The organism is Shewanella acanthi (genome assembly GCF_019457475.1).
GTDB lineage: Bacteria > Pseudomonadota > Gammaproteobacteria > Enterobacterales > Shewanellaceae > Shewanella > Shewanella acanthi.
On sequence record NZ_CP080413.1, the window covers coordinates 1,416,697 to 1,435,950 of the forward strand.

Consider the following 19,254-nt stretch of genomic DNA (forward strand, 5'->3'; position numbering starts at 1 on the left):
TTATGGGATGCTGTGATAAAATGCGCCGCTAAATTAACTGTGAGGATGTGTGGGATGCGGATTGCATTAGGTATTGAATATGACGGAAGTGGTTATTTCGGTTGGCAACGTCAGGCCGAAGTCGATTCAGTACAGGGGCAATTAGAGCAGGCGCTCTCGAAAGTCGCCAATGAGCCAATCAGTCTGTTCTGCGCCGGTAGAACCGATGCGGGCGTGCATGCGACAGGGCAGGTGGTGCATTTTGATACCAATGCCATTCGCAACGAAGGTGCTTGGACCTTAGGGGTTAATGCCAATCTTCCCGACAATATTGCCGTGCGCTGGGCAAAGGAAGTGGATGAGAGTTTCCACGCCCGCTTCACAGCTACTGCTCGCCGTTACCGTTATGTGATTTATAACCATAACTTCCGTCCTGGCATCTTACGCAGTGGTGTGAGCCATTACCACGGCGATATCGACGCCGATAAAATGCATATTGCCGCTCAAGCGCTACTCGGCGAGCAGGACTTTACCAGTTTTCGCGCGATTCAATGTCAATCTAATACCCCATTTCGCAATGTCCATAGTGTCAAAGTCACCCGCCAAGGCATGTATGTGATTGTGGATATTGCCGCCAATGCCTTCCTGCACCATATGGTGCGTAATATTGTGGGCTCTTTGCTGGAGATTGGTCTTGGTAATCAACCTTTGACTTGGATGGCGGATTTACTGGCATTAAAAGACCGGAATCTTGCTGCGGCCACCGCTAAGCCGAACGGGCTTTATCTGGTCGATGTGACTTATCCAGAACAATACCAATTACCTAAGTTGGCTCTAGGGCCACTGTTTATGCTGGATTAATATGGCATAGGTTTTCAGCAGCTAAACGCCGAGCACTTAAAGATAAGTACCTAAATATAAGCAGTACAGCATTTTTGAATAAGGAACGACAGATGCTTCCAGTCCCTGCGGCCAATGCAGCCTTAAGTCAGTGGTTAGACTACCTACTCTCGATTCACCCAACGGAAATCGATATGGGATTAACTCGGGTATCTAAGGTCGCTAAGCGCTTAAATCTGCTCGATTTAGGCAAGACGAAAATCGTCACCGTTGGCGGTACCAATGGCAAGGGCACAACCTGCGCCATGCTTGAAAACATCCTGCGTTTAGCAGGATACAGCGTAGGCGTTTATAGCTCGCCCCATATGCTTAAGTTTAACGAAAGGGTGCGTATCAATGGCGACGATGCGCCCGATGACGCCTTTGTCAAAGCCTTTGAACAAATTGAAGTCGCGCGCGCTGAAACATCGTTAACCTTTTTCGAATACGCCACCCTGGCGGGATTAATCCTTTTTAAAGCCGCTGACTTAGATGTAGTGATTTTGGAAGTGGGCCTTGGTGGCCGCCTCGATGCCACTAATATGGTTGATGCTGATATTAGCGTGGTGACTTCAGTCGATTTAGACCATGAAAGCTATTTGGGTAACACACGTGAATTGGTAGGCCGTGAAAAAGCCGGCATTTTTCGCGCGGGCAAACCAGCCATCGTGGGTGAGCCTAATTTGCCCCATACGGTGAATGATGTGGCAAAGGATGTTGGCGCCTACTTGTACCGAGTGGGTACTGAATTTAATTTTCAACAAACCCGAGATACTTGGTCCTTTGACGGTAAAACCTTTGAATTTACCGGTTTACGCTTACCCACTTTGCCATTACCGAATGCGGCAACGGTACTTGCGATTGTCGAGCACGGCTGGCCGCATCTTTCTCAAGATATTATCGACGAGGGCATTCGCTCTGCGCGTTTAACTGGGCGATTAGAGCAAGTAAACGAGGCGCCGTTGATTCTGCTCGATGTCGCCCATAATCCCCATGCGGCTCGCTTTTTGGTGAAGCAACTCAGCCCCATAGTTAAAGGGCGCAAGGTGTTTGCCCTTTGCGGCATGTTAAAGGATAAGGATATTGGCGGGGTATTGCCCGTCGTGGCGCCTTTGGTCGATGCGTGGTATTTAGTGAGCCTGTCGGGCGAGCGTGGCGCCAGTGCTGAATTGCTGCGCCAAACCTTAAGCGATAGCACCGATGCCACACTGTTTGACGATATCGCCAGTGCATGGAATAGATTAAAAGCGCAAATTCAGCCCGATGATGTGGTAATTGTGTTTGGCTCCTTTTACACTGTGGCAGGATTTAAGTCTCTCTTTACGCAGGATAACCGTTTTGTCTAGCCAGTTTCATAATCGTTTAGTTGGCACTGTGGTGCTTGCCGCCCTAGGGGTGATTTTTTTACCAGATGTTTTAGACGGTAAAAAAGAGCTCAAGGAAGAACAGTTTGCAGAAATTCCATTACGACCAGCTACTGCTTCGCAGCCCAATACCCAAGAAATGTTTGAGGTATTAACTGCCGAAGAGGTTAATGCTCTTGAGGGCAGCGATCCAGTGGTGATTGAAGCGGGGGATGAAGATGCGTTGGCAAGTGCTGTTTCGACTTTGCCAGCAAAAGAAACTCAAGCCAAAGCGGATGCAAAAGCAAGCAAGACTGAGTCAAAACCTGAGTTGAAAACCGAAGTCGCCAAAGCGGATAGCGCTAAGGTGAAATCTGAGCCTGTTAAAGCGGAGCCGACAAAAGCGCAGACCGCAAAGGTTGAGCCTAAGAAAGACGTAACAAAAACTGCGACTAAGACTGAAACATCGAAGACAGAATCCGCTAAAAAGTCTGAAGTGAAGCCCGTGATTGTGGCCAAGGCTGATGGCAGTAAAACCACCTCTAAAACTGAACCAACTAAAACCGCTGTGACTAAAACGGTGAAGGACGATGAAATCCGAGTGGTGAGTCGTGAGAGTCTAAAGAGCAGTTTGACATTGCAATTGGGCGCCTTTAGTAATGCGGCGAACGTTAAGGCGTTAGTGGCCCAATTGCGTCAAAAAGGCTTTAAAGCGTACACAATTCCAACCACTCCACGGGATGGTGTGCTAACTAAAGTCTTCGTTGGCCCCGATGTTTCTGAGGCAAAATTGAAGAAAATGCAACAGGATATCGAGAGTCAAATGAACTTGAAGGGGCGGATTGTACCTTTTAATCCCTTAGAGTCTTAATCGCGATTTTCCGCAAAACAGAACTGATTTATTTGCCTTTGAAGGGGTGAGAATCATTTCAGTCTCTGGTAGAATCGCGCCGTCTTAAAGCCTATGCTGGAAAGCCATCTCAATGGTTTGGATTGATTACGCTATCATGTTTGTCATCGGGTTATCGACTCTCATCAGTCTGATCCGAGGATTTGCCAAAGAAGCCATGTCGCTCGTGGTATGGTTCGTGGCCTTTTTTGTTGCCAGCCAATTTTATCAAGACCTCGCCGTTTACTTAACGCAGGTAAACGATGAGGTGCTTCGCAATGGGATCGCCATTGCCATTCTCTTTATCACCACCTTAATTCTCGGCGCCCTCGTTAACTACGTTATTGGGCAATTAGTCGTTAAAACCGGATTATCAGGTACCGACAGACTGCTTGGCGTTTGTTTTGGTGCGATCAGGGGTGCTCTTATTGTTAGCGCCCTATTGTTTTTTATGGACGCTTTTACAGGTGCCCCCAACGCTCAATGGTGGAAGGACTCCGTATTAGTGCCTGAATTTGGCGTTGTAATCCAATGGTTTTTTAACTATTTGGAAAACACCTCCAGCTTTGTACCCAAAATATAAAAATATAAATAAATTTATCCTAAGTGATGAAGCGCAAGTAGGAATCGAGGCTGTGAAGCTTCAGGTTAAGGTGGTAAGCACCTTAACCTGATAGTGTATACAACGTCGATGTTAGGCGAGGCAGCACTGGTGTTAGGGCCAGATGATTAATTCGTCTTTTACTTATATTTCAACATGAAGGTGCATAGAACATCTTAAAATGAGGAAGCTTACCCATGTGTGGTATCGTCGGAATAGTTGGCCAATCATCGGTTAATCAGACCATTTATGATGCACTGACCGTGCTTCAACATAGAGGTCAGGATGCAGCCGGTATTGTGACCGTTGATCGTGGTGCTTTCAGACTGCGTAAAGCCAATGGTTTGGTCAAAGATGTATTTGAAGTAAAACACATGCAGCGCCTTCAAGGTAACGCGGGTATCGGCCATGTTCGTTATCCAACCGCGGGCAGCTCTAGCGCATCTGAAGCTCAACCTTTTTATGTTAACTCGCCGTTCGGTATTTCATTAGCCCATAACGGTAACTTAACTAATACGGTTGAGTTGGCTGAAGGTTTAGTGAAAAAACGTCGCCATGTGAACACCACGTCAGACTCTGAGGTGTTGTTAAACCTGCTGGCCGATGAACTGCAAAAAACCACTAGCTTAGATCTGACACCAGACGAAGTGTTTGACACTATTGCAAAAGTGCACGAGCAAGCCCGTGGTGCCTATGCGGTAGTTGCGATGATCATCGGCCAAGGTCTGGTAGCCTTTCGTGATCCATTTGGTATTCGTCCGCTGGTGTTAGGTAAAAATGAAACGCCAACCGGTACTGAGTACATGGTGGCCTCAGAAAGCGTTGCACTCGATGCCGTAGGTTTTGAAGTGATGCGCGATGTGGCGCCGGGTGAAGCGATTTATATCTCTTTAGACGGTAAACTTTATACCCGTCAATGCGCGAAAGAGCCAAGCTACTCGCCATGTATCTTCGAATTTGTTTACTTCGCCCGTCCTGATTCAACCATAGACAACGTGTCTGTTTACGCAAGTCGCGTGAACATGGGCGCTAAGCTTGGCGAGAAGATCAAGAAGGAATGGTACGATCACGATATCGATGTGGTTATCCCTATTCCAGAAACCTCATGCGATATCGCCCTAGAAATCGCCCGTTGCATGGATTTACCTTACCGCCAAGGTTTTGTGAAAAACCGTTACATCGGCCGTACCTTTATCATGCCTGGTCAGCAGGAGCGTAAGAAGTCAGTTCGTCGTAAGCTCAATGCCATTAACACTGAGTTTAAAGGTAAGAACGTCTTATTAGTGGATGACTCTATCGTGCGTGGTACCACGTCAGAGCAAATCATCGAGATGGCCCGTGAAGCGGGTGCGAAGAAGGTGTACTTTGCCTCGGCGGCACCGGAAATCCGTTTCCCTAACGTGTATGGTATTGATATGCCAACCTCTAATGAGCTTATTGCCCATGGCCGTGATGTGGATGAAATCGCTAAGATCATTGGCGCAGATGGCATCATCTTCCAAAATCTGCCGGATTTAGTGGAAGCGGTTCGCATGGAAAATCCAGAGATCAAACGTTTTGAGACCTCGGTATTTGACGGTCACTACATCACTAACGACGTAGATCAGTCTTACCTAGACCACTTAACCCAGTTACGTAACGACGATGCTAAGGCGGACCGTAACAAGGATATTGGCACCAACCTCGAGCTGCACAACGTTTGTCATCCTTAATCTGACATCCTCAATGGAATAGCGTGAATCCTTATCCCTGAGCAATAAAAAAAGCCTGTGATTTCACAGGCTTTTTTGTATTTGTTTTGAAGATTACCCAATTAGTAGGTATGTGGACTCAGATTAGGCTTAGCGCCAGTGCGATAAGCCCTCAGGTAACTCCCCTTTAAACAGATTTAGGCTGCTCGGCTTTATCTCCAGTTGCCGCTTCCTCGGCTTTACGTTCAACCCAATAGTCGGCGCGTGGGATCCCTAAAGCTTCTGGGTCGAAGGTGGGCTCAATGCCTTGGCTTTTTTGAGCCTCATAGTCTTTTAGGCACTTAAAGGCGGTCTTTTGCAGCAGGATAATGGCGATGATGTTAAGCCATGCCATTAAGCCTACACCGATATCACCCATGGCCCAGGCGAGGTCTGCTGTTCTTACTGTGCCGTAAACCGTTGAGGCCATTAACACCAGTTTTAGGATCACATTTAACCAAGGGCGGTTAACGTGGCGATTAATGTACGAAATGTTAGTTTCGGCGATGTAGTAGTAGGCAACGATAGTAGTAAAGGCAAAGAAAAACAGGGCGACTGCAACAAACATATTACCAAAACCTGGCATCATGCTTTCCATCGCGGTTTGCACGTAACCAGGGCCAGCAGCAACGCCAGCAATACCCGTATAGAGTGCAGCACCATCAGGGCCTTGCACGTTGTAAAGGCCGGTGATGAGTAGCATAAAGCCAGTGGCTGAACACACAAACAGGGTATCAACATAGACAGAGAAAGCCTGCACTAAACCTTGTTTAGCTGGGTGGCTTACTGCCGCAGCAGATGAGGCGTGTGGACCTGTACCTTGACCTGCCTCGTTAGAGTAAATACCGCGTTTTACCCCCCACATAATGGCAAGACCTAAAATCGCGCCAAAGCCAGCATCGAAACCAAAGGCACTCTTAAGGATTAATAGGATGATATCGGGCAGCTGACCAATATTGAGGATGATAATCACACAGGCAACGATGATGTAACCGAGCGCCATAAAGGGCACTACAGTACTCGCAAAACTCGCGATACGTTTCACGCCACCAAAGATAATAAAGCCAAGCAGGATTGCAATAATAGCTGCTGTCACATTGGGATTGATATTAAAGGCCATTTGCAGACTTGAGCCGATGGAGTTAGCTTGAACCCCAGGAAGTAGCACGCCACATGCAAAGATAGTTGCAATCGCAAACACCCATGCATACCACTTCATGCCGAGGCCTTTATCGATATAGAAGGCGGGACCACCACGGTATTCGCCGTTGATTTTTTCTTTGTAAACTTGTCCTAAGGTTGACTCAACGAATGCCGAGCTTGCGCCTAAAAACGCCACCATCCACATCCAGAACAGGGCGCCTGGTCCGCCAAAGGTAATTGCCGTTGCAACCCCTGCGATGTTCCCCGTGCCCACTCGGCCCGCGAGTGTCATGGCAAGTGCTTGGAAAGAGGACACGCCAGCATCGGTACTTTTGCCATCAAAAATAAGGCGCAGCATTTCGGGTAGATGGCGTAATTGTAAAAAACGAGAGCGTAGGGAGAAAAACAGCCCTACACCGAGGCAAAGATAAACGAGTGCCGGGCTCCATACGATACTATTGACCGCATTTACAATTTCATTCATAAAAATCAACTCCAATATTTAGTTGTTTTTGCAGAGTTTTTATAATAATCACTGATAAAACACACAGTGTGACTAGGCAAATCGGCCTAAGGTTAAATTTTCGGGTACTGCATCGACCTTCAACATAACGATTTTTTGGATTGCTTCATAGTTAAAATTGTTAATTAAATGGTGATTTTGCGTTGTTTTTTGCGTGTTTATAAGAAAACTGTTTATCACCAGCAAGGCTAAACAGCGATTGCTTAGCGCTAAAAGCTGTTGAATTGACAAGGTGTTTGCAGCGGGTCCGAGTTTAGGCTAAATTACACTGTAACTATATACAGTGTTTGTTTTGAAGATGATCCTCTATATCGCAGAAAAACCGAGTCTTGGCCGCGCCATCGCCGACGTGTTACCTAAGCCCCATAAAAAAGGGGAGGGCTTTATTGAAGCCGCCAATGGTGATTGTGTGTCTTGGTGCGTGGGTCATCTTTTGGAGCAGGCGGAACCCGACGCCTATCATCCCGAGTTCAAATCCTGGAAGTTTGAACACCTACCGATCGTGCCTGAAAAATGGCAATTAAAGCCTAAGGCGGCTACCCGCAGTCAGCTGACGGTTTTGAAGACGCTAATTAAAAAAGCGGATATGTTAGTCAATGCGGGCGATCCCGACCGTGAAGGGCAATTATTGGTTGATGAAGTGATTGCCTACCTTGGCGTCACTGGCGATAAATTACATCAGGCTAAGCGCTTACTTATCAGTGACCTAAACCCAGAGGCGGTCAAGCGCGCTTTATCGCAACTTCGTAGTAATCGTGAATTTATTCCCTTATCCACTTCAGCCTTAGCCCGTAGCCGCGCCGATTGGCTTTACGGTATGAATATGACCCGCGCCTATACAATTCAGGGTAAAAAGGTGGGTTATCAGGGGGTTCTGTCGGTTGGGCGAGTGCAGACGCCTCTGCTTGGATTAATCGTGCGCCGCGATGAGGAAATCGCTCACTTCCAATCAAAGCCTTTCTATGAAGTACTGGCCCTGCTGGTAACCGATAATAACGCGGAATTTAAGGCTAAATGGAAACCGAGCGAGGCTTGCCTACCCTATATGGATGAAGAAGGGCGAGTCTTAGCTAAAGGGTTAGCTAACAAGGTCGTTGAGCGAATAACAGATAAACCCGCCCAAGTGACCAAGCTTAATACTCAGGATAAAAAGCAAAATCCGCCTTTGCCCTATAGTCTATCCAGTCTGCAGATTGATGCGGCTAAGCGTTTTGGTATGAGTGCCAAGGATGTACTCGATACCTGCCAGAGTTTATATGAAAGACACAAATTAATTACCTATCCACGATCCGACAGTCGATATCTGCCACTTGAGCAGCATGGTCTTGCACCTAAAGTACTCGCTGCAATCAGTCGCGGAGCGCCTGAACTGCTGACCAATGTCCCAGCGCCTGATCCTAAGCTTAAATCCAAGGCTTGGAATGATAAAAACGTCGATGCCCATCATGCGATTATCCCCACCGAAAAATCACCAAATTTAGCGAGTTTAGGTCAGCGTGAATGCCAGCTTTACCTGCATATTGCCCGTAAATATGTGGCGCAGTTTTATCCTGCCTATTGTTACAGTGAAACCTCAGTACAGGTCACTATCGAAGGGGGATTATTTAATGCTAAGGCTAAACAGGACACGTCACTGGGTTGGAAGCAACTCTTTGCCAGCGATGGGGCGAGTCGTGGTAAGGCTTCGGGTTTGGTGCCACAAGTGGATGATATAACTCATGGTGCGAATGATGAAAAAAATGAAGATGAGGATTTCACGGGGCAGTTACCGCCGTTAACCTTAGGGCAGATGCTGCATTGTACCCAAGGCGAGCTTGTCGAAAAGCTAACCCAGCCGCCAAAGGCGTTTACTGATGCCACACTCTTAAGTGCGATGACTGGGATTAGCCGTTATGTCACCGATCCCCAAATCCGTAAAATTTTAAAGGAAACCGATGGTCTTGGGACTGAGGCGACACGGGCGGGGATCATCGAGCTATTGTTTAAACGAGGTTATATCGTCAGGCAGGGTAAATCTATCATTGCCACCGATGTCGGCAAGGGGCTCATTAATAGCTTGCCCTTAAGCGCGACAACACCGGACATGACCGCACTATGGGAGTCGAGCCTTAATCAAATTTGCCATAAAGCAACCTCCTATCAGGGATTTATGCAGCCGTTACTGGGCACACTAACCTCATTGATTGAAAATGCGGGCGCGCAATTACCCCAAGCGTTAAATGGCTTAAAAGGCCAAGGATATCGCAAATCCACGAAGAGTAAGTCATTTAAGGGGGCCTCATCCAAGGGAAAGTCCAACTACCGCAGGGCAGCGTCTAAGGGAAAACCCTCTAGCAGCGCGGCAAAAGGTTCTGCAAGTAACGCAAGTGCGACTAAAACGGCTCAGGCTAAAACCACTTAGTTAAAACCCTTAAGTTGAAAGCGCAGTAAGACCAACCGTGTTAATAAGGACTCGGTAAAGGAGTTAGTCAGTTAACCCTTAACCCTTATCTCGGCAAACCTTAGTCGTAAGGTTTAGCCTTAAAGTTTACGCATAAAATTTTAGACGAAATTGATGGATGTAAAGCTGTGGGAGCAAGCCCTTTGGCTAATGCTTTTTTCTTGGAAAGCTATCGTGTCGATGAGTTTCCAAGGTGATTGGTTGAAAAACCTAAGTGGCTACATTCAGAGTGATTGAAGTCTTGATGGCATTGAGCGGGAATCAGCTTGAAGGGGCGAAGATTTTGGGAAAAAAAAAGAGTAAACCAAGACGGTTTACTCTCACGGAAAATTGGTCGTTGAATATTTTTAGCCAAAATCACTCATATGAATGAGGAGCTTCTATACAATGACAGCAATTACTTAATTAACCCTTAAAATACTCTTTTATCTTAAGTTGTTACCGCGGTTGAGCTGAATGAGTTTATCGAGGATGTGCTCGCCATCCATGCGGATCCCATTGTGCTCGTATTCCGAGGTCAGCCAGTATTTTAACTGTCCCACTTGTTTTGCCGTTTCTAGGCTGTAATCCATCTCGACATACATGTCTTCGCTGTAGATTGCCGCCGCAACGGGAACCGTATTTTGGCTTAGGGTGTCGATATCGTAGAGCGTCGGCCAATCACTCTTATTAGCAAGCAGGTCTGCTGCGGCTTTGAGTGGTGCTAAATGACTGAATTGGTCGAACATCCACGGATAAATCATTTCCCCTGTAAATAGGAAGGCTTTACCGGGCTGATAATTAAATTCGCGATATGTTTGTCTTACTCTATGGGCCGACCACTGGGAGGCATTTTGCTGACAATAAATGGCCTCGTGCAGCAGGGCAAAAATCGGGTTAGTGTTATAGTCGAGCAACTGGCAGAAATGGTTTAAAAAGAGTGGGTTAATGTACTCACCCTCTGCTGTGTCGACAATGGCTTGCTCGAGCAAGTAATACAAGGATTCTGGGCCCTGTTCCATTCCCAGATTAATGCCCAAAAGTTGCAACATCTCGACCGTAAGTGTTTCGCCCGTTGCGAGTTTGACGTCATGATTACGCAGGTAATTTGCTAGACGCTCGACTAAGGGTTTTGCATCCTTAAAGCGGTGGAAGAAATCTTGATTTTTGGCGAGCACTCGCTTGTAAGTGGCATGGTAGACTTCATCGGCATGCCTTGCGAGTGATGGGATACCGCCGGTGATATAGGCTTCACTTACGCCTTCTGCCGCCGAGCTTAAATAGCGCAGGACGCAGAACCCTCCGAAGCTTTGACCTAAAATAGCCCATTTTTCGTTTGGGGATAATTGGGCACGAATGGCCTCTGCATCACGCACGATATTATCGGCTCTGAAATGCCCTAAGTAGTCAGCTTGTTCTGACGCCGTTAGATGGGTCAGGCTTTGGTAATTAATTGGACTTGATAAACCTGTGCCCCGTTGATCGAGTAATAACACCCTGAACTCTTTGAGCGCGCGGCGTATCCAGCCACTGTTACTTGCGGGGCGCATCGCCGCAAACCCAGGTCCTCCTTGGAAAAACACTAAATAGGGCAGTTTTTTATCTTTATTATCGATGCTGCATAATTCCCTTGCGAATACAGTTAACTGTTGACCCTTTGGTTGCTGATAGTCCAATGGCAGGGTAAAAGTATGTTTTTGGGCTAGGACACCCGCAAGCATCATATCGGGATTCATTATTCAACCTTAAAGGGTAGGGCGGTATAAGCGGTAGATTGTATACAAATGTGCTCTGCGAGCAAGTTGCGAATATTTGAATCGCTCTTGGTTAAGATCAATATTTATTATGAAAAAGTAAGCCATTATGGGGCAGTTAGCGTAATCTATCGGCTATGGACAACACGAGATTGAAGCTATGAAGTACCTAATTATTCCAGTGACCCCGTTCCAACAAAACTGCAGCTTGATTTGGTGTGAGAAGACCCATCGCGCCGCTGTGGTTGATCCGGGTGGTAATATTGAGCGGATTCAGGCTGAGGTCGCCAAATTGGGGCTGACACTGGAGAAAGTGTTACTCACCCATGGGCATATCGACCATGTTGGTGGTGCCAAGCAGCTGGCTCAGTTAGAAAATATTCCGATTATTGGTCCCCATATTGCGGATAAATTTTGGATAGATAATTTGCCAAAGCAGAGCCAAAATTTTGGTTTTCCCCATTGCGAAGCCTTTGAGGCTACCCAATATCTGAATGAGGGCGACAGTGTTACTGTCGGTGTTCAGCAGTTGTCTGTGCTTCATTGTCCTGGCCACACCCCTGGGCATATCGCGTTTTACTCAGCGCCAGCCAAACTCGCTTGGGTAGGAGATATTCTGTTTAGAAGCTCTATTGGTCGAACCGATTTTCCCCAGTCAAATCATAGTGATTTAATTAATTCCATCACTCAAAAACTCTGGCCACTGGGATCTGATGTGGCATTTATTCCAGGCCATGGTCCTATGAGCACCTTTGGTGAAGAGAGGGAGCATAATCCCTTCGTTGCCGATCAACTATTGCGCTAAGCATGACAATATTTCGCCCCTTATTGAGTTAATTGCGTATGGGGCGAAATAGCATGTGCATACTTTCAATTCTGCCTTAATTCTAAGCTGTCTACCTAGCGAAGTTCTGCATGAGAGTCACTCACCAAGGATTATTTGGCGAGTTAATTTTATTGCTTCACCTCGGTGGCGTGTGGGCTCGATTTGTCGTTGGACTGCTTTGGTTTTTTGCCATAGTCCGTGAATAATTTGATGCATAGAAATCAATTCACACAAGCCTTAACCAACCAAGCTTAGGTGGGTTAATTATCCCTTTGACGTGTTAAGCAACTCGAAAGAATATTGCTTGGCTCGATTTGATTTTCTGCTGATGAATATCCCATCACTTAGGTTAATTTTTGGTTTTATTACTACAAACAAATGAGCTTCATCGAATTTTTAGGTATTAATGTCAAAAATAGGTATTGGATCAGGTTTTTATTTTTCAATTAGAGGTAACTTAACCACTTCCACGCTTGATGACTTTAGGGTTGTTATTCCGGTAAGCAAGCTCCACAGGAATGTGATTTCATTTGCTAGCAGCGTTGGTCCTGCTGAGCAGTGGCTTTGTTTTATCGGAATATCACAGGGACGTTGTCTGTACTAAAACGCAGGCGCCCATGGGTTATCAATGCTTTTATTCCGTGAATTACAGGTAGAGAGGTCCTCATGGAAAATCGTTGGCAAATCGCTATTTCGGCGGGGCTTTTAGCGGCAGTATGGTGCGGTCTGGCAGACGTATTCCACTTTGTTACTTGGATTGGATTTTTAGGTTGCAGTACTTTTTTTGCACAACCTAAAACGGGTGTTGAAGGGCTTTTAATGACCTGGTTGACTAACCTTTCGGGTGTATTCTGGGGTTGGCTTATCATCACGGGTAGTAGTCAATTTGAAACTCCTCTCATCGGCTACTTGTTAACGGGTATAGTGACGATGGCAATGTGCTTACAAGCCAGTTATCAAAAACTTAGCTTCATTCCTGGGGCTTTTATTGGTTGCTGCATCACCTTTGCAATGTCTGCTAATGTCGCACAAATATTGCCACCATTAGTGCTTGGTGGCCTGATGGGGTTCGCTATGAGTAATCTAACGTCGCTGCTCATAAGACTTACACCAAAATCTAAAACGACATTAAATAAGAGTGTGATATCTAATAATATTGCTAATGTCGATTGATTGAGGTCATTAAAGTGCAAACTCGATATTCTCCGAATACCTTGGATGAGTTCGGAGAAATATTTGAACTATAATCTTGATTTAGTAAACGATTACGCCCAGTTCCCTAGGAAATATCCCAATGAAACACGTGAAGTTTCGCACTATCGATGCCATTTTGATCAAATTCAGTCTTAACGGCAAGTTTTGGCTGGTATGTTCCATGGTCTCCCTAATTACCGCCGTCGTTGCTTTTACCAATTACCAACACGCTCAGCAAACCATTTCTTCTGCTTCTTTAGCGAGAGTTCAAGCCAGTGTAGATGCCTTTGCACAGATAGCGGATGGGCAAAAACTTCAGGCTGAGGGATTATCAGTCTTTGCCCGTGACCATGGCTTGAGTGTGGTTAGTCGCCAGAGCGAGCCCGAGCGACAGGGTGATAATGTCACTGTGAGTGCCAATTTATTAGCAGGTGGCGCACTGCAACTCTCACAGGATGTCGGCAGTTGGGAGCGTGAGGCCCTTAGTGATGCACAATTTATGTTTTGGATTGCCCTCGTCGGTTTATTACCCTTATTTCAATTAAGTTATTGGATATCCACTTCCCTAGGCGCGGGTTTATGGGAAATGTATATGGCAATTAAGCGTTTAGCCGATGGTGACTTAAGCTTTAGATTAAATTTCTTCGGCACCGATGACTTTAGTTTGATTGCCCGTGAAATCGACCGCTGCGCAGATAATATGAGTGAGATGGTGTCAGCCATTGGCAACAACGCCCAAACACTGGCTCACGCCTCGAATGAATTTAACCAACAGGCTAAAAGTAGCGAAGAATTAATAGGTTATCAGCACCAGTTTTTAGACTCAGTTGCCGTGGCTATGTCGCAAATGACGGCGGCAATTGAAGAGGTTTCCCTAAACGCCAGTAATACCTCTATGCACACTAAGGAAAATGCGGCGCAAATGACCGTGAGCCAAAACCGCATTAGTCAAACCGTTGAAAGTATTGGATTGCTATCAGCAAAAATTGGCGATTCTTCTTCATCGGTTGAGCAACTTTCCAAGGATGCGGCGCAGATTGATGCTGTAGTCACTACCATCAATGGCATTTCTGAACAAACGAATCTGCTGGCGTTGAATGCAGCCATTGAAGCTGCCCGCGCCGGCGAGCAGGGCCGTGGTTTTGCCGTGGTTGCCGATGAAGTCCGCACCCTTGCGGGAAGAACCCAGCAGGCTACGGTGGAAATCCAGGCGATGATTGAGGGATTACAATCGGGTACCCGCCATTTATCGGGGATTTCTAACGAGATTGTGAAACGTGCTGATGAGGGGCAGGGAGCGATCATCGAAGTCGGCAGCGATGTTGAAGCCATGGCGCAATCGGTCAATGCGGTGTTTGATATGAGTAGCCAAATTGCGGCTTCAGCCGAAGAGCAAAGCGTCGCCGCAAGGGACATTGCAACCCGCTTGAATGAAATCCGCCACCAATCGGATACGATTAAAGAAACGGCTCAGCGTAGCGTGAGTTTGGCAGCCGATTTACATCAAGCATCCATTGCCCTTGGCGGGATCCTAAAGCAATACCGCACTAGCTAGCCTGAATTTACGCAAATAAAAAACCTCGACCCTGCATGAATATAGAGTAAAAAGCAGGTCGAGGTTTTTTATGTCTCGCATTTAGGCTATCTAGGACTAAACCGCCCTAAAGGTGCTCCAAATCGGCGCATGATCCGATGGCTTGTCGATGCCGCGTAGCTCATAGTCAACATCGGCTTCAACCAAGCGTTTCGCCAGACTAGGGGTTGCTAAAATCACATCGATACGCAGGCCGCGGTTATCATCGAATCCCTTACTGCGGTAATCGAACCATGAATAACGATCAACGCGCGTTGGGTGCAATTGACGGAACGTATCGATTAATCCCCAATTTTGCAGCGTGGCTAACCACTCACGTTCCTCGGGTTGGAAGCTGCACTTGCCCGTTTTTAACCAGCGCTTGCGATTCACTTCACCAATACCAATGTCTAAATCCGTCGGCGAAATATTGATGTCGCCGATGATAGCGATATCTTCATCATTGCTATGATTTGCGTTTAAGTGAACCATTAAGTCCTGATAAAACTTGCGCTTAGCAGGGTACTTGGTCGGATGGTCGATGGCCTCACCCTGGGGGAAATAACCATTAAATACGGTCAGCGGGCGGCCATTTTTCTGGGTAAAAGTGCCAATAATAAGACGGCGCTGGGCATCTTCATCGTCGGTCACAAATCCCTTTTGGATTTTAACTGGCGCCACTTTAGAGAGCATGGCAACACCGTAGTGGGCCTTACCGCCGTGGTAATGTACTTGGTAACCCATGGCTTCGACTTCGGCTAATGGAAAGGCCTCATCGTGCACTTTGGTTTCCTGCAGTCCGATAATATCGGGCTGATGGCTATCGATTAGCGCCTGTAATTGATGCAAGCGTGAACGCAGCCCATTGATATTAAAAGAGACAATTTTCATCAGGGCAGAACTCGCTTGAAGGGTTTTACGATAACGCTTTGGTAAACGCCTGCGGCAACATAAGGGTCGGCATCTGCCCAGTTTTTGGCCGCTTCGAGCGAATCAAATTCGGCAATTAAAAGTGAGCCAGTAAAGCCTGCTTCACCTGGGTTTTCGCTATCGATAGCAGGATGGGGACCTGCCACTAATAAACGGCCCTCATTGGCCATTTCCTGAAGGCGTTCAAGGTGCGCAGGACGCGCCGCTAAACGTTTCTCTAAGCTATTTTCGACATCTTGAGCTGAAATCATATACCACATTATTTGAGTTCCTTTCGTTGATCTTCTGGTAGGTGCTTGAAAAGGTAAAATACGGTTAACACAGTGTTGATGAGGGTGATAGCGGTAAGACCAAATACTTTAAAATTCACCCAAGTTTCGAGTGGCAAACTAAAGGCAACATAGATATTGACCAGCGCACACACCACAAAAAAGCTCACCCAGTACCAAGTTACTCGCGCCCAAATATTGTCGGCAACACGTAACTCTTTGCCTAACATAGATTTTAATATTGATTTATTTAGCAGTTGGCTTACACCGAGCGCGATAGCGAATAGCGCATAAATAATGGTGACCTTCCATTTGATAAAGGCATCGTCGTGGAAGACCAAGGTCAGAGTGCCAAATACGGTGACCATAGCGAAGGTGATGATGTGCATCTTCTCTAATTTTTTATAGAGGGCATAGGTCACGATCAATTGCAGTGCTGTGGCCGCGATGAGTGCGCCACTGGCGATATAAATATCGAAGAATTTATAGACGGCAAAAAAGATGATCAGGGGCAGAAAATCAAGCAGTTGTTTCATAAGTATACGGCGTTAGGAGACATGGGGTCTGAGTGTAGCACGCAGGACTTGAGGGAAAAAGTCATGGTGCTACCCGATTGCGATATTGCGCCAATTGATTGAGGCACATCTCAACACCTTTGATAAATTCGAAATGTAGCGCTTATTTGGGTAATTCAACAAAGGCCGCGGTGAGTTTACGCACTAAAGGCAGCACGAATAACAGCGTTGGGAATGCGACTATCCATGAAATAAACCAAGCAGTTAACCAAAGGTCAATAAACTGAGGGCTAGTGCCTACGCCATTTAACGTACTGATCCCCGACACAATACAACTCATCAAAATGGAAAGAAAAAATGGCATAACAATATTGGCATACTTGGCTGGCAATTTAGCTGTGCCGAAAATCGTGCGTGCGGAGGTGTTTGGCTGTGAATTTGGATCAGACATGATGGCCTCATTTCTGAGAGGATTGGAACCGCCCTACATTTGAGTGAATTCGATAATACTTGATTATATCCTGTTGAAACAGATTGAATATGCTGAGTTTAGAGCGGTTTTTGTATTTAGGTGTGATGTATCAGGCTAACCTGAGTGGTTAGCCTTATTATAAATGCTGTGTTAATTAAGTCGCTGCTTTCATTGCCCTTGTAAATTCACCGAGCGTGATGAGTAGTTTGTTCTCATCGTGCAAGTTCGCTTCGATGATTTTAACAACTGCAGAGCCTGAGATAGCCCCGGCTGCACCCGCTTTAATGGCGGCGCTGACCTGTGATGGCTCGGCGATACCAAAACCAAGCAGGGGCGGCGGCGCATTAAACTCAGCAAGTTTCGCAAGGATTTCTTCCACCGGCGTGCCCGCTTTGGTATCAGTACCTGTGACCCCTGCGCGGGATAACAAATAGGTATAACCTGCGCCCTTACTACTGACAGTTGCGAGTGTGTCGGTATCCGCATTGGGCGGTGCGATAAAAATCGGTGCTATGCCATGGGCCTTGGCTGACTCGATAAAAGGCGCGGCTTCTTCCACAGGCACATCGGCGATTAATACTGAATCGACGCCCGCCAGTTTTGCCCTTTGATAAAAATTATCTATCCCATTGGCGAAGACTAAGTTGGCATACAGCAGCAAGCCAATAGGTAGTTCTGGGTATTGGGCACGGATTTGCGTGAGCATTTCAAAACACACAGTGGGTGTGGTTTTAGCTTCCAACGCGCGAAGGTTTGCCCCTTGAATAACAGGGCCATCGGCTAAAGGGTCTGAGAAGGGGAATCCCAGCTCCAGCGCATCGGAGCCATCTTGCACTAAAGTGTCGATGATTTTTAAGGATAAGGCTGGGCTTGGATCACCAAGGGTCACGAATGGGACGAAAGCACCGCGACCTTGTGCCTTTAACTTGGCAAAAGTCTGTTGGTAACGGGCTGTGTCGTAACTGCTAGCGTCACGTGCATCGTTAGCGCTGTTTGTCTGGTTCAAATGGTTGCTCATCGTTATTGTTCCTCTTTACCATTTAAAATATCGGAAACGGTGAAAATATCCTTGTCGCCACGGCCCGATAAGTTCACCACTAAAATGGTTTCCTTGATGCATTCATTCGCCATTTTCAGGGCGTAAGCAAGGGCGTGGGCCGATTCGAGCGCCGGAATAATGCCTTCGCTACGCGCCAATAATTGGAAAGCGTCGAGGGCTTCATCGTCGGTTGCCGACTCGTAACGAGCACGGCCAATTGCATTTAAATAGGCGTGTTGTGGGCCAACCGACGGGAAGTCTAATCCCGCTGAAATGGAGTAGGACTCTTCGATTTGGCCTTCACTGTCCTGCATTAATGGCGCTTTCATGCCAAAGAAAATCCCTGTTTTGCCATGCTTTAGCGGCGCACCGTGCATAGGGGTATCTATGCCTTTACCTGCAGGCTCGACGCCAATCAGCTCGACGCTGGTTTCATCGATAAAGTCGGCGAACATGCCGATGGCATTAGAGCCGCCGCCGACACAGGCGATTACAGCATCGGGTAGGCGCCCCTCACGCTCAAGCATTTGCTTTTTGGTTTCTTCACCAATCATGCGCTGAAATTCACGCACAATCGTCGGGAAGGGGTGTGGCCCCGCGGCGGTGCCTAATAAATAGTGGGCCTTCTCGTAACTGCCTGACCAGTCACGCATCGCTTCGTTACAGGCATCTTTTAAGGTGGCAGAACCTGAGGTGACAGGAATGACTTCTGCGCCCATCAAGCGCATTCTAAATACGTTAGGTGATTGACGGGCAACGTCTTTAGCGCCCATGTAGACCTTGCATTTTAAGCCTAAGAGCGCGCAGGCAAGGGCGGTAGCAACACCGTGCTGACCCGCGCCGGTTTCGGCGATAATTTCTTTTTTACCCATGCGTTTAGCGAGCAACGCTTGGCCCAACACTTGGTTGGTTTTATGGGCGCCGCCGTGGAGTAAATCCTCCCGTTTAAGGTAGATTTTGACCATGGGATTCGGACTTAAATTACGAGTTAAGGTCAATGCTGTTGGGCGACCCGCGTAGTTTTTTAGAAGATCGCTAAACTCAGCCTGAAAGGATTCATCGGTCTGCGCCTCGACGAAGGCATTTTCGAGTTGTTTTAATGCAGGGACTAAAATCTGCGGTACATACATACCGCCGTATTCACCAAAATAGGGATTAAGCTTCAGCTCTGACATA

17 protein-coding genes are annotated in these 19,254 nt (G+C 46.9%); 9 read left to right on the plus strand and 8 right to left on the minus strand.

Features of this window, described 5'->3' with window-relative positions; all coding sequences use genetic code 11:
- Window positions 1-54 precede the first annotated feature (54 nt).
- From truA to purF, 5 genes are all read left to right on the plus strand, one after another.
- Complete coding sequence (gene truA / locus K0H61_RS06380) at window positions 55-840, plus strand: tRNA pseudouridine(38-40) synthase TruA (RefSeq protein ID WP_220051874.1); 786 nt, start codon at window positions 55-57, stop codon at window positions 838-840.
- A gap of 92 nt (window positions 841-932) precedes the next feature.
- Window positions 933-2,204, plus strand: a complete 1,272-nt coding sequence (folC, locus tag K0H61_RS06385) for a bifunctional tetrahydrofolate synthase/dihydrofolate synthase (protein ID WP_220051875.1) — start codon at window positions 933-935, stop codon at window positions 2,202-2,204.
- Window positions 2,197-3,072: an SPOR domain-containing protein gene (locus K0H61_RS06390; protein ID WP_220051876.1), complete on the plus strand. Its 876-nt coding sequence runs from the start codon at window positions 2,197-2,199 to the stop codon at window positions 3,070-3,072. Before folC ends, K0H61_RS06390 begins: the two co-directional genes overlap by 8 nt.
- Window positions 3,073-3,184: 112 nt before the next feature.
- Window positions 3,185-3,673 carry a CvpA family protein gene (locus K0H61_RS06395; protein WP_220051877.1) on the plus strand — a complete coding sequence of 163 codons (489 nt, stop codon included), beginning with the start codon at window positions 3,185-3,187 and terminating at the stop codon, window positions 3,671-3,673.
- 215 nt (window positions 3,674-3,888) lie between these two features.
- Window positions 3,889-5,403 (plus strand): amidophosphoribosyltransferase, encoded by a 1,515-nt coding sequence (gene purF, locus K0H61_RS06400; protein ID WP_220051878.1) that lies wholly within the window; start codon window positions 3,889-3,891, stop codon window positions 5,401-5,403.
- A gap of 166 nt (window positions 5,404-5,569) precedes the next feature.
- On the opposite strand, the gene K0H61_RS06405 is transcribed toward purF, so the two are convergent.
- Window positions 5,570-7,048: an alanine/glycine:cation symporter family protein gene (locus K0H61_RS06405; protein ID WP_220051879.1), complete on the minus strand. Its 1,479-nt coding sequence runs from the start codon at window positions 7,046-7,048 to the stop codon at window positions 5,570-5,572.
- Between the two features lie 337 nt (window positions 7,049-7,385).
- Between K0H61_RS06405 and K0H61_RS06410 the strand changes: the two genes are divergently transcribed.
- A complete protein-coding gene (locus K0H61_RS06410) occupies window positions 7,386-9,488 on the plus strand; it encodes a DNA topoisomerase III (RefSeq protein WP_220051880.1) in 2,103 nt (700 codons plus the stop codon).
- Window positions 9,489-9,952: 464 nt separating this feature from the next.
- Here the strand turns inward: K0H61_RS06410 and K0H61_RS06415 are convergent, their stop codons facing one another.
- Entirely contained in the window at window positions 9,953-11,242 is a 1,290-nt protein-coding gene (locus tag K0H61_RS06415; RefSeq protein WP_220051881.1) for an alpha/beta fold hydrolase, read from the minus strand.
- A gap of 178 nt (window positions 11,243-11,420) precedes the next feature.
- On the opposite strand from K0H61_RS06415, the gene K0H61_RS06420 reads away from it, so the two are divergent.
- The 3 genes from K0H61_RS06420 (at window position 11,421) to K0H61_RS06430 (ending at window position 14,835) form a co-directional block, all read left to right on the plus strand.
- Window positions 11,421-12,065 carry an MBL fold metallo-hydrolase gene (locus K0H61_RS06420; RefSeq protein ID WP_220051882.1) on the plus strand — a complete coding sequence of 215 codons (645 nt, stop codon included), beginning with the start codon at window positions 11,421-11,423 and terminating at the stop codon, window positions 12,063-12,065.
- Between the two features lie 687 nt (window positions 12,066-12,752).
- The gene (locus K0H61_RS06425; RefSeq protein WP_220051883.1) at window positions 12,753-13,259 is read left to right on the plus strand and encodes a DUF1097 domain-containing protein; all 507 of its coding nucleotides are present in this window, start codon (window positions 12,753-12,755) and stop codon (window positions 13,257-13,259) included.
- Window positions 13,260-13,380: 121 nt separating this feature from the next.
- Complete coding sequence (locus K0H61_RS06430) at window positions 13,381-14,835, plus strand: methyl-accepting chemotaxis protein (RefSeq protein ID WP_220051884.1); 1,455 nt, start codon at window positions 13,381-13,383, stop codon at window positions 14,833-14,835.
- 96 nt (window positions 14,836-14,931) lie between these two features.
- Here K0H61_RS06430 and xthA read toward each other — a convergent pair whose 3' ends face one another.
- The 6 genes from xthA to trpB form a co-directional block, all read right to left on the minus strand.
- Window positions 14,932-15,744, minus strand: coding sequence for an exodeoxyribonuclease III (xthA, locus tag K0H61_RS06435; RefSeq protein WP_220051885.1), 813 nt, complete (start codon window positions 15,742-15,744; stop codon window positions 14,932-14,934).
- The gene (locus K0H61_RS06440) at window positions 15,744-16,043 is read right to left on the minus strand and encodes a YciI family protein (RefSeq protein ID WP_220051886.1); all 300 of its coding nucleotides are present in this window, start codon (window positions 16,041-16,043) and stop codon (window positions 15,744-15,746) included. The genes xthA and K0H61_RS06440 overlap by 1 nt, the downstream gene beginning before the upstream one ends.
- Window positions 16,043-16,588 carry a septation protein A gene (locus K0H61_RS06445; protein WP_220051887.1) on the minus strand — a complete coding sequence of 182 codons (546 nt, stop codon included), beginning with the start codon at window positions 16,586-16,588 and terminating at the stop codon, window positions 16,043-16,045. The genes K0H61_RS06440 and K0H61_RS06445 overlap by 1 nt, the downstream gene beginning before the upstream one ends.
- Before the next feature lie 142 nt (window positions 16,589-16,730).
- Complete coding sequence (locus K0H61_RS06450) at window positions 16,731-17,018, minus strand: DUF2798 domain-containing protein (protein WP_220051888.1); 288 nt, start codon at window positions 17,016-17,018, stop codon at window positions 16,731-16,733.
- A 175-nt stretch (window positions 17,019-17,193) separates the two neighbouring features.
- Window positions 17,194-18,057 carry a tryptophan synthase subunit alpha gene (gene trpA, locus K0H61_RS06455; protein ID WP_220051889.1) on the minus strand — a complete coding sequence of 288 codons (864 nt, stop codon included), beginning with the start codon at window positions 18,055-18,057 and terminating at the stop codon, window positions 17,194-17,196.
- Between the two features lie 2 nt (window positions 18,058-18,059).
- Window positions 18,060-19,253, minus strand: coding sequence for a tryptophan synthase subunit beta (gene trpB / locus K0H61_RS06460; protein ID WP_220051890.1), 1,194 nt, complete (start codon window positions 19,251-19,253; stop codon window positions 18,060-18,062).
- Window position 19,254 lies beyond the last annotated feature (1 nt).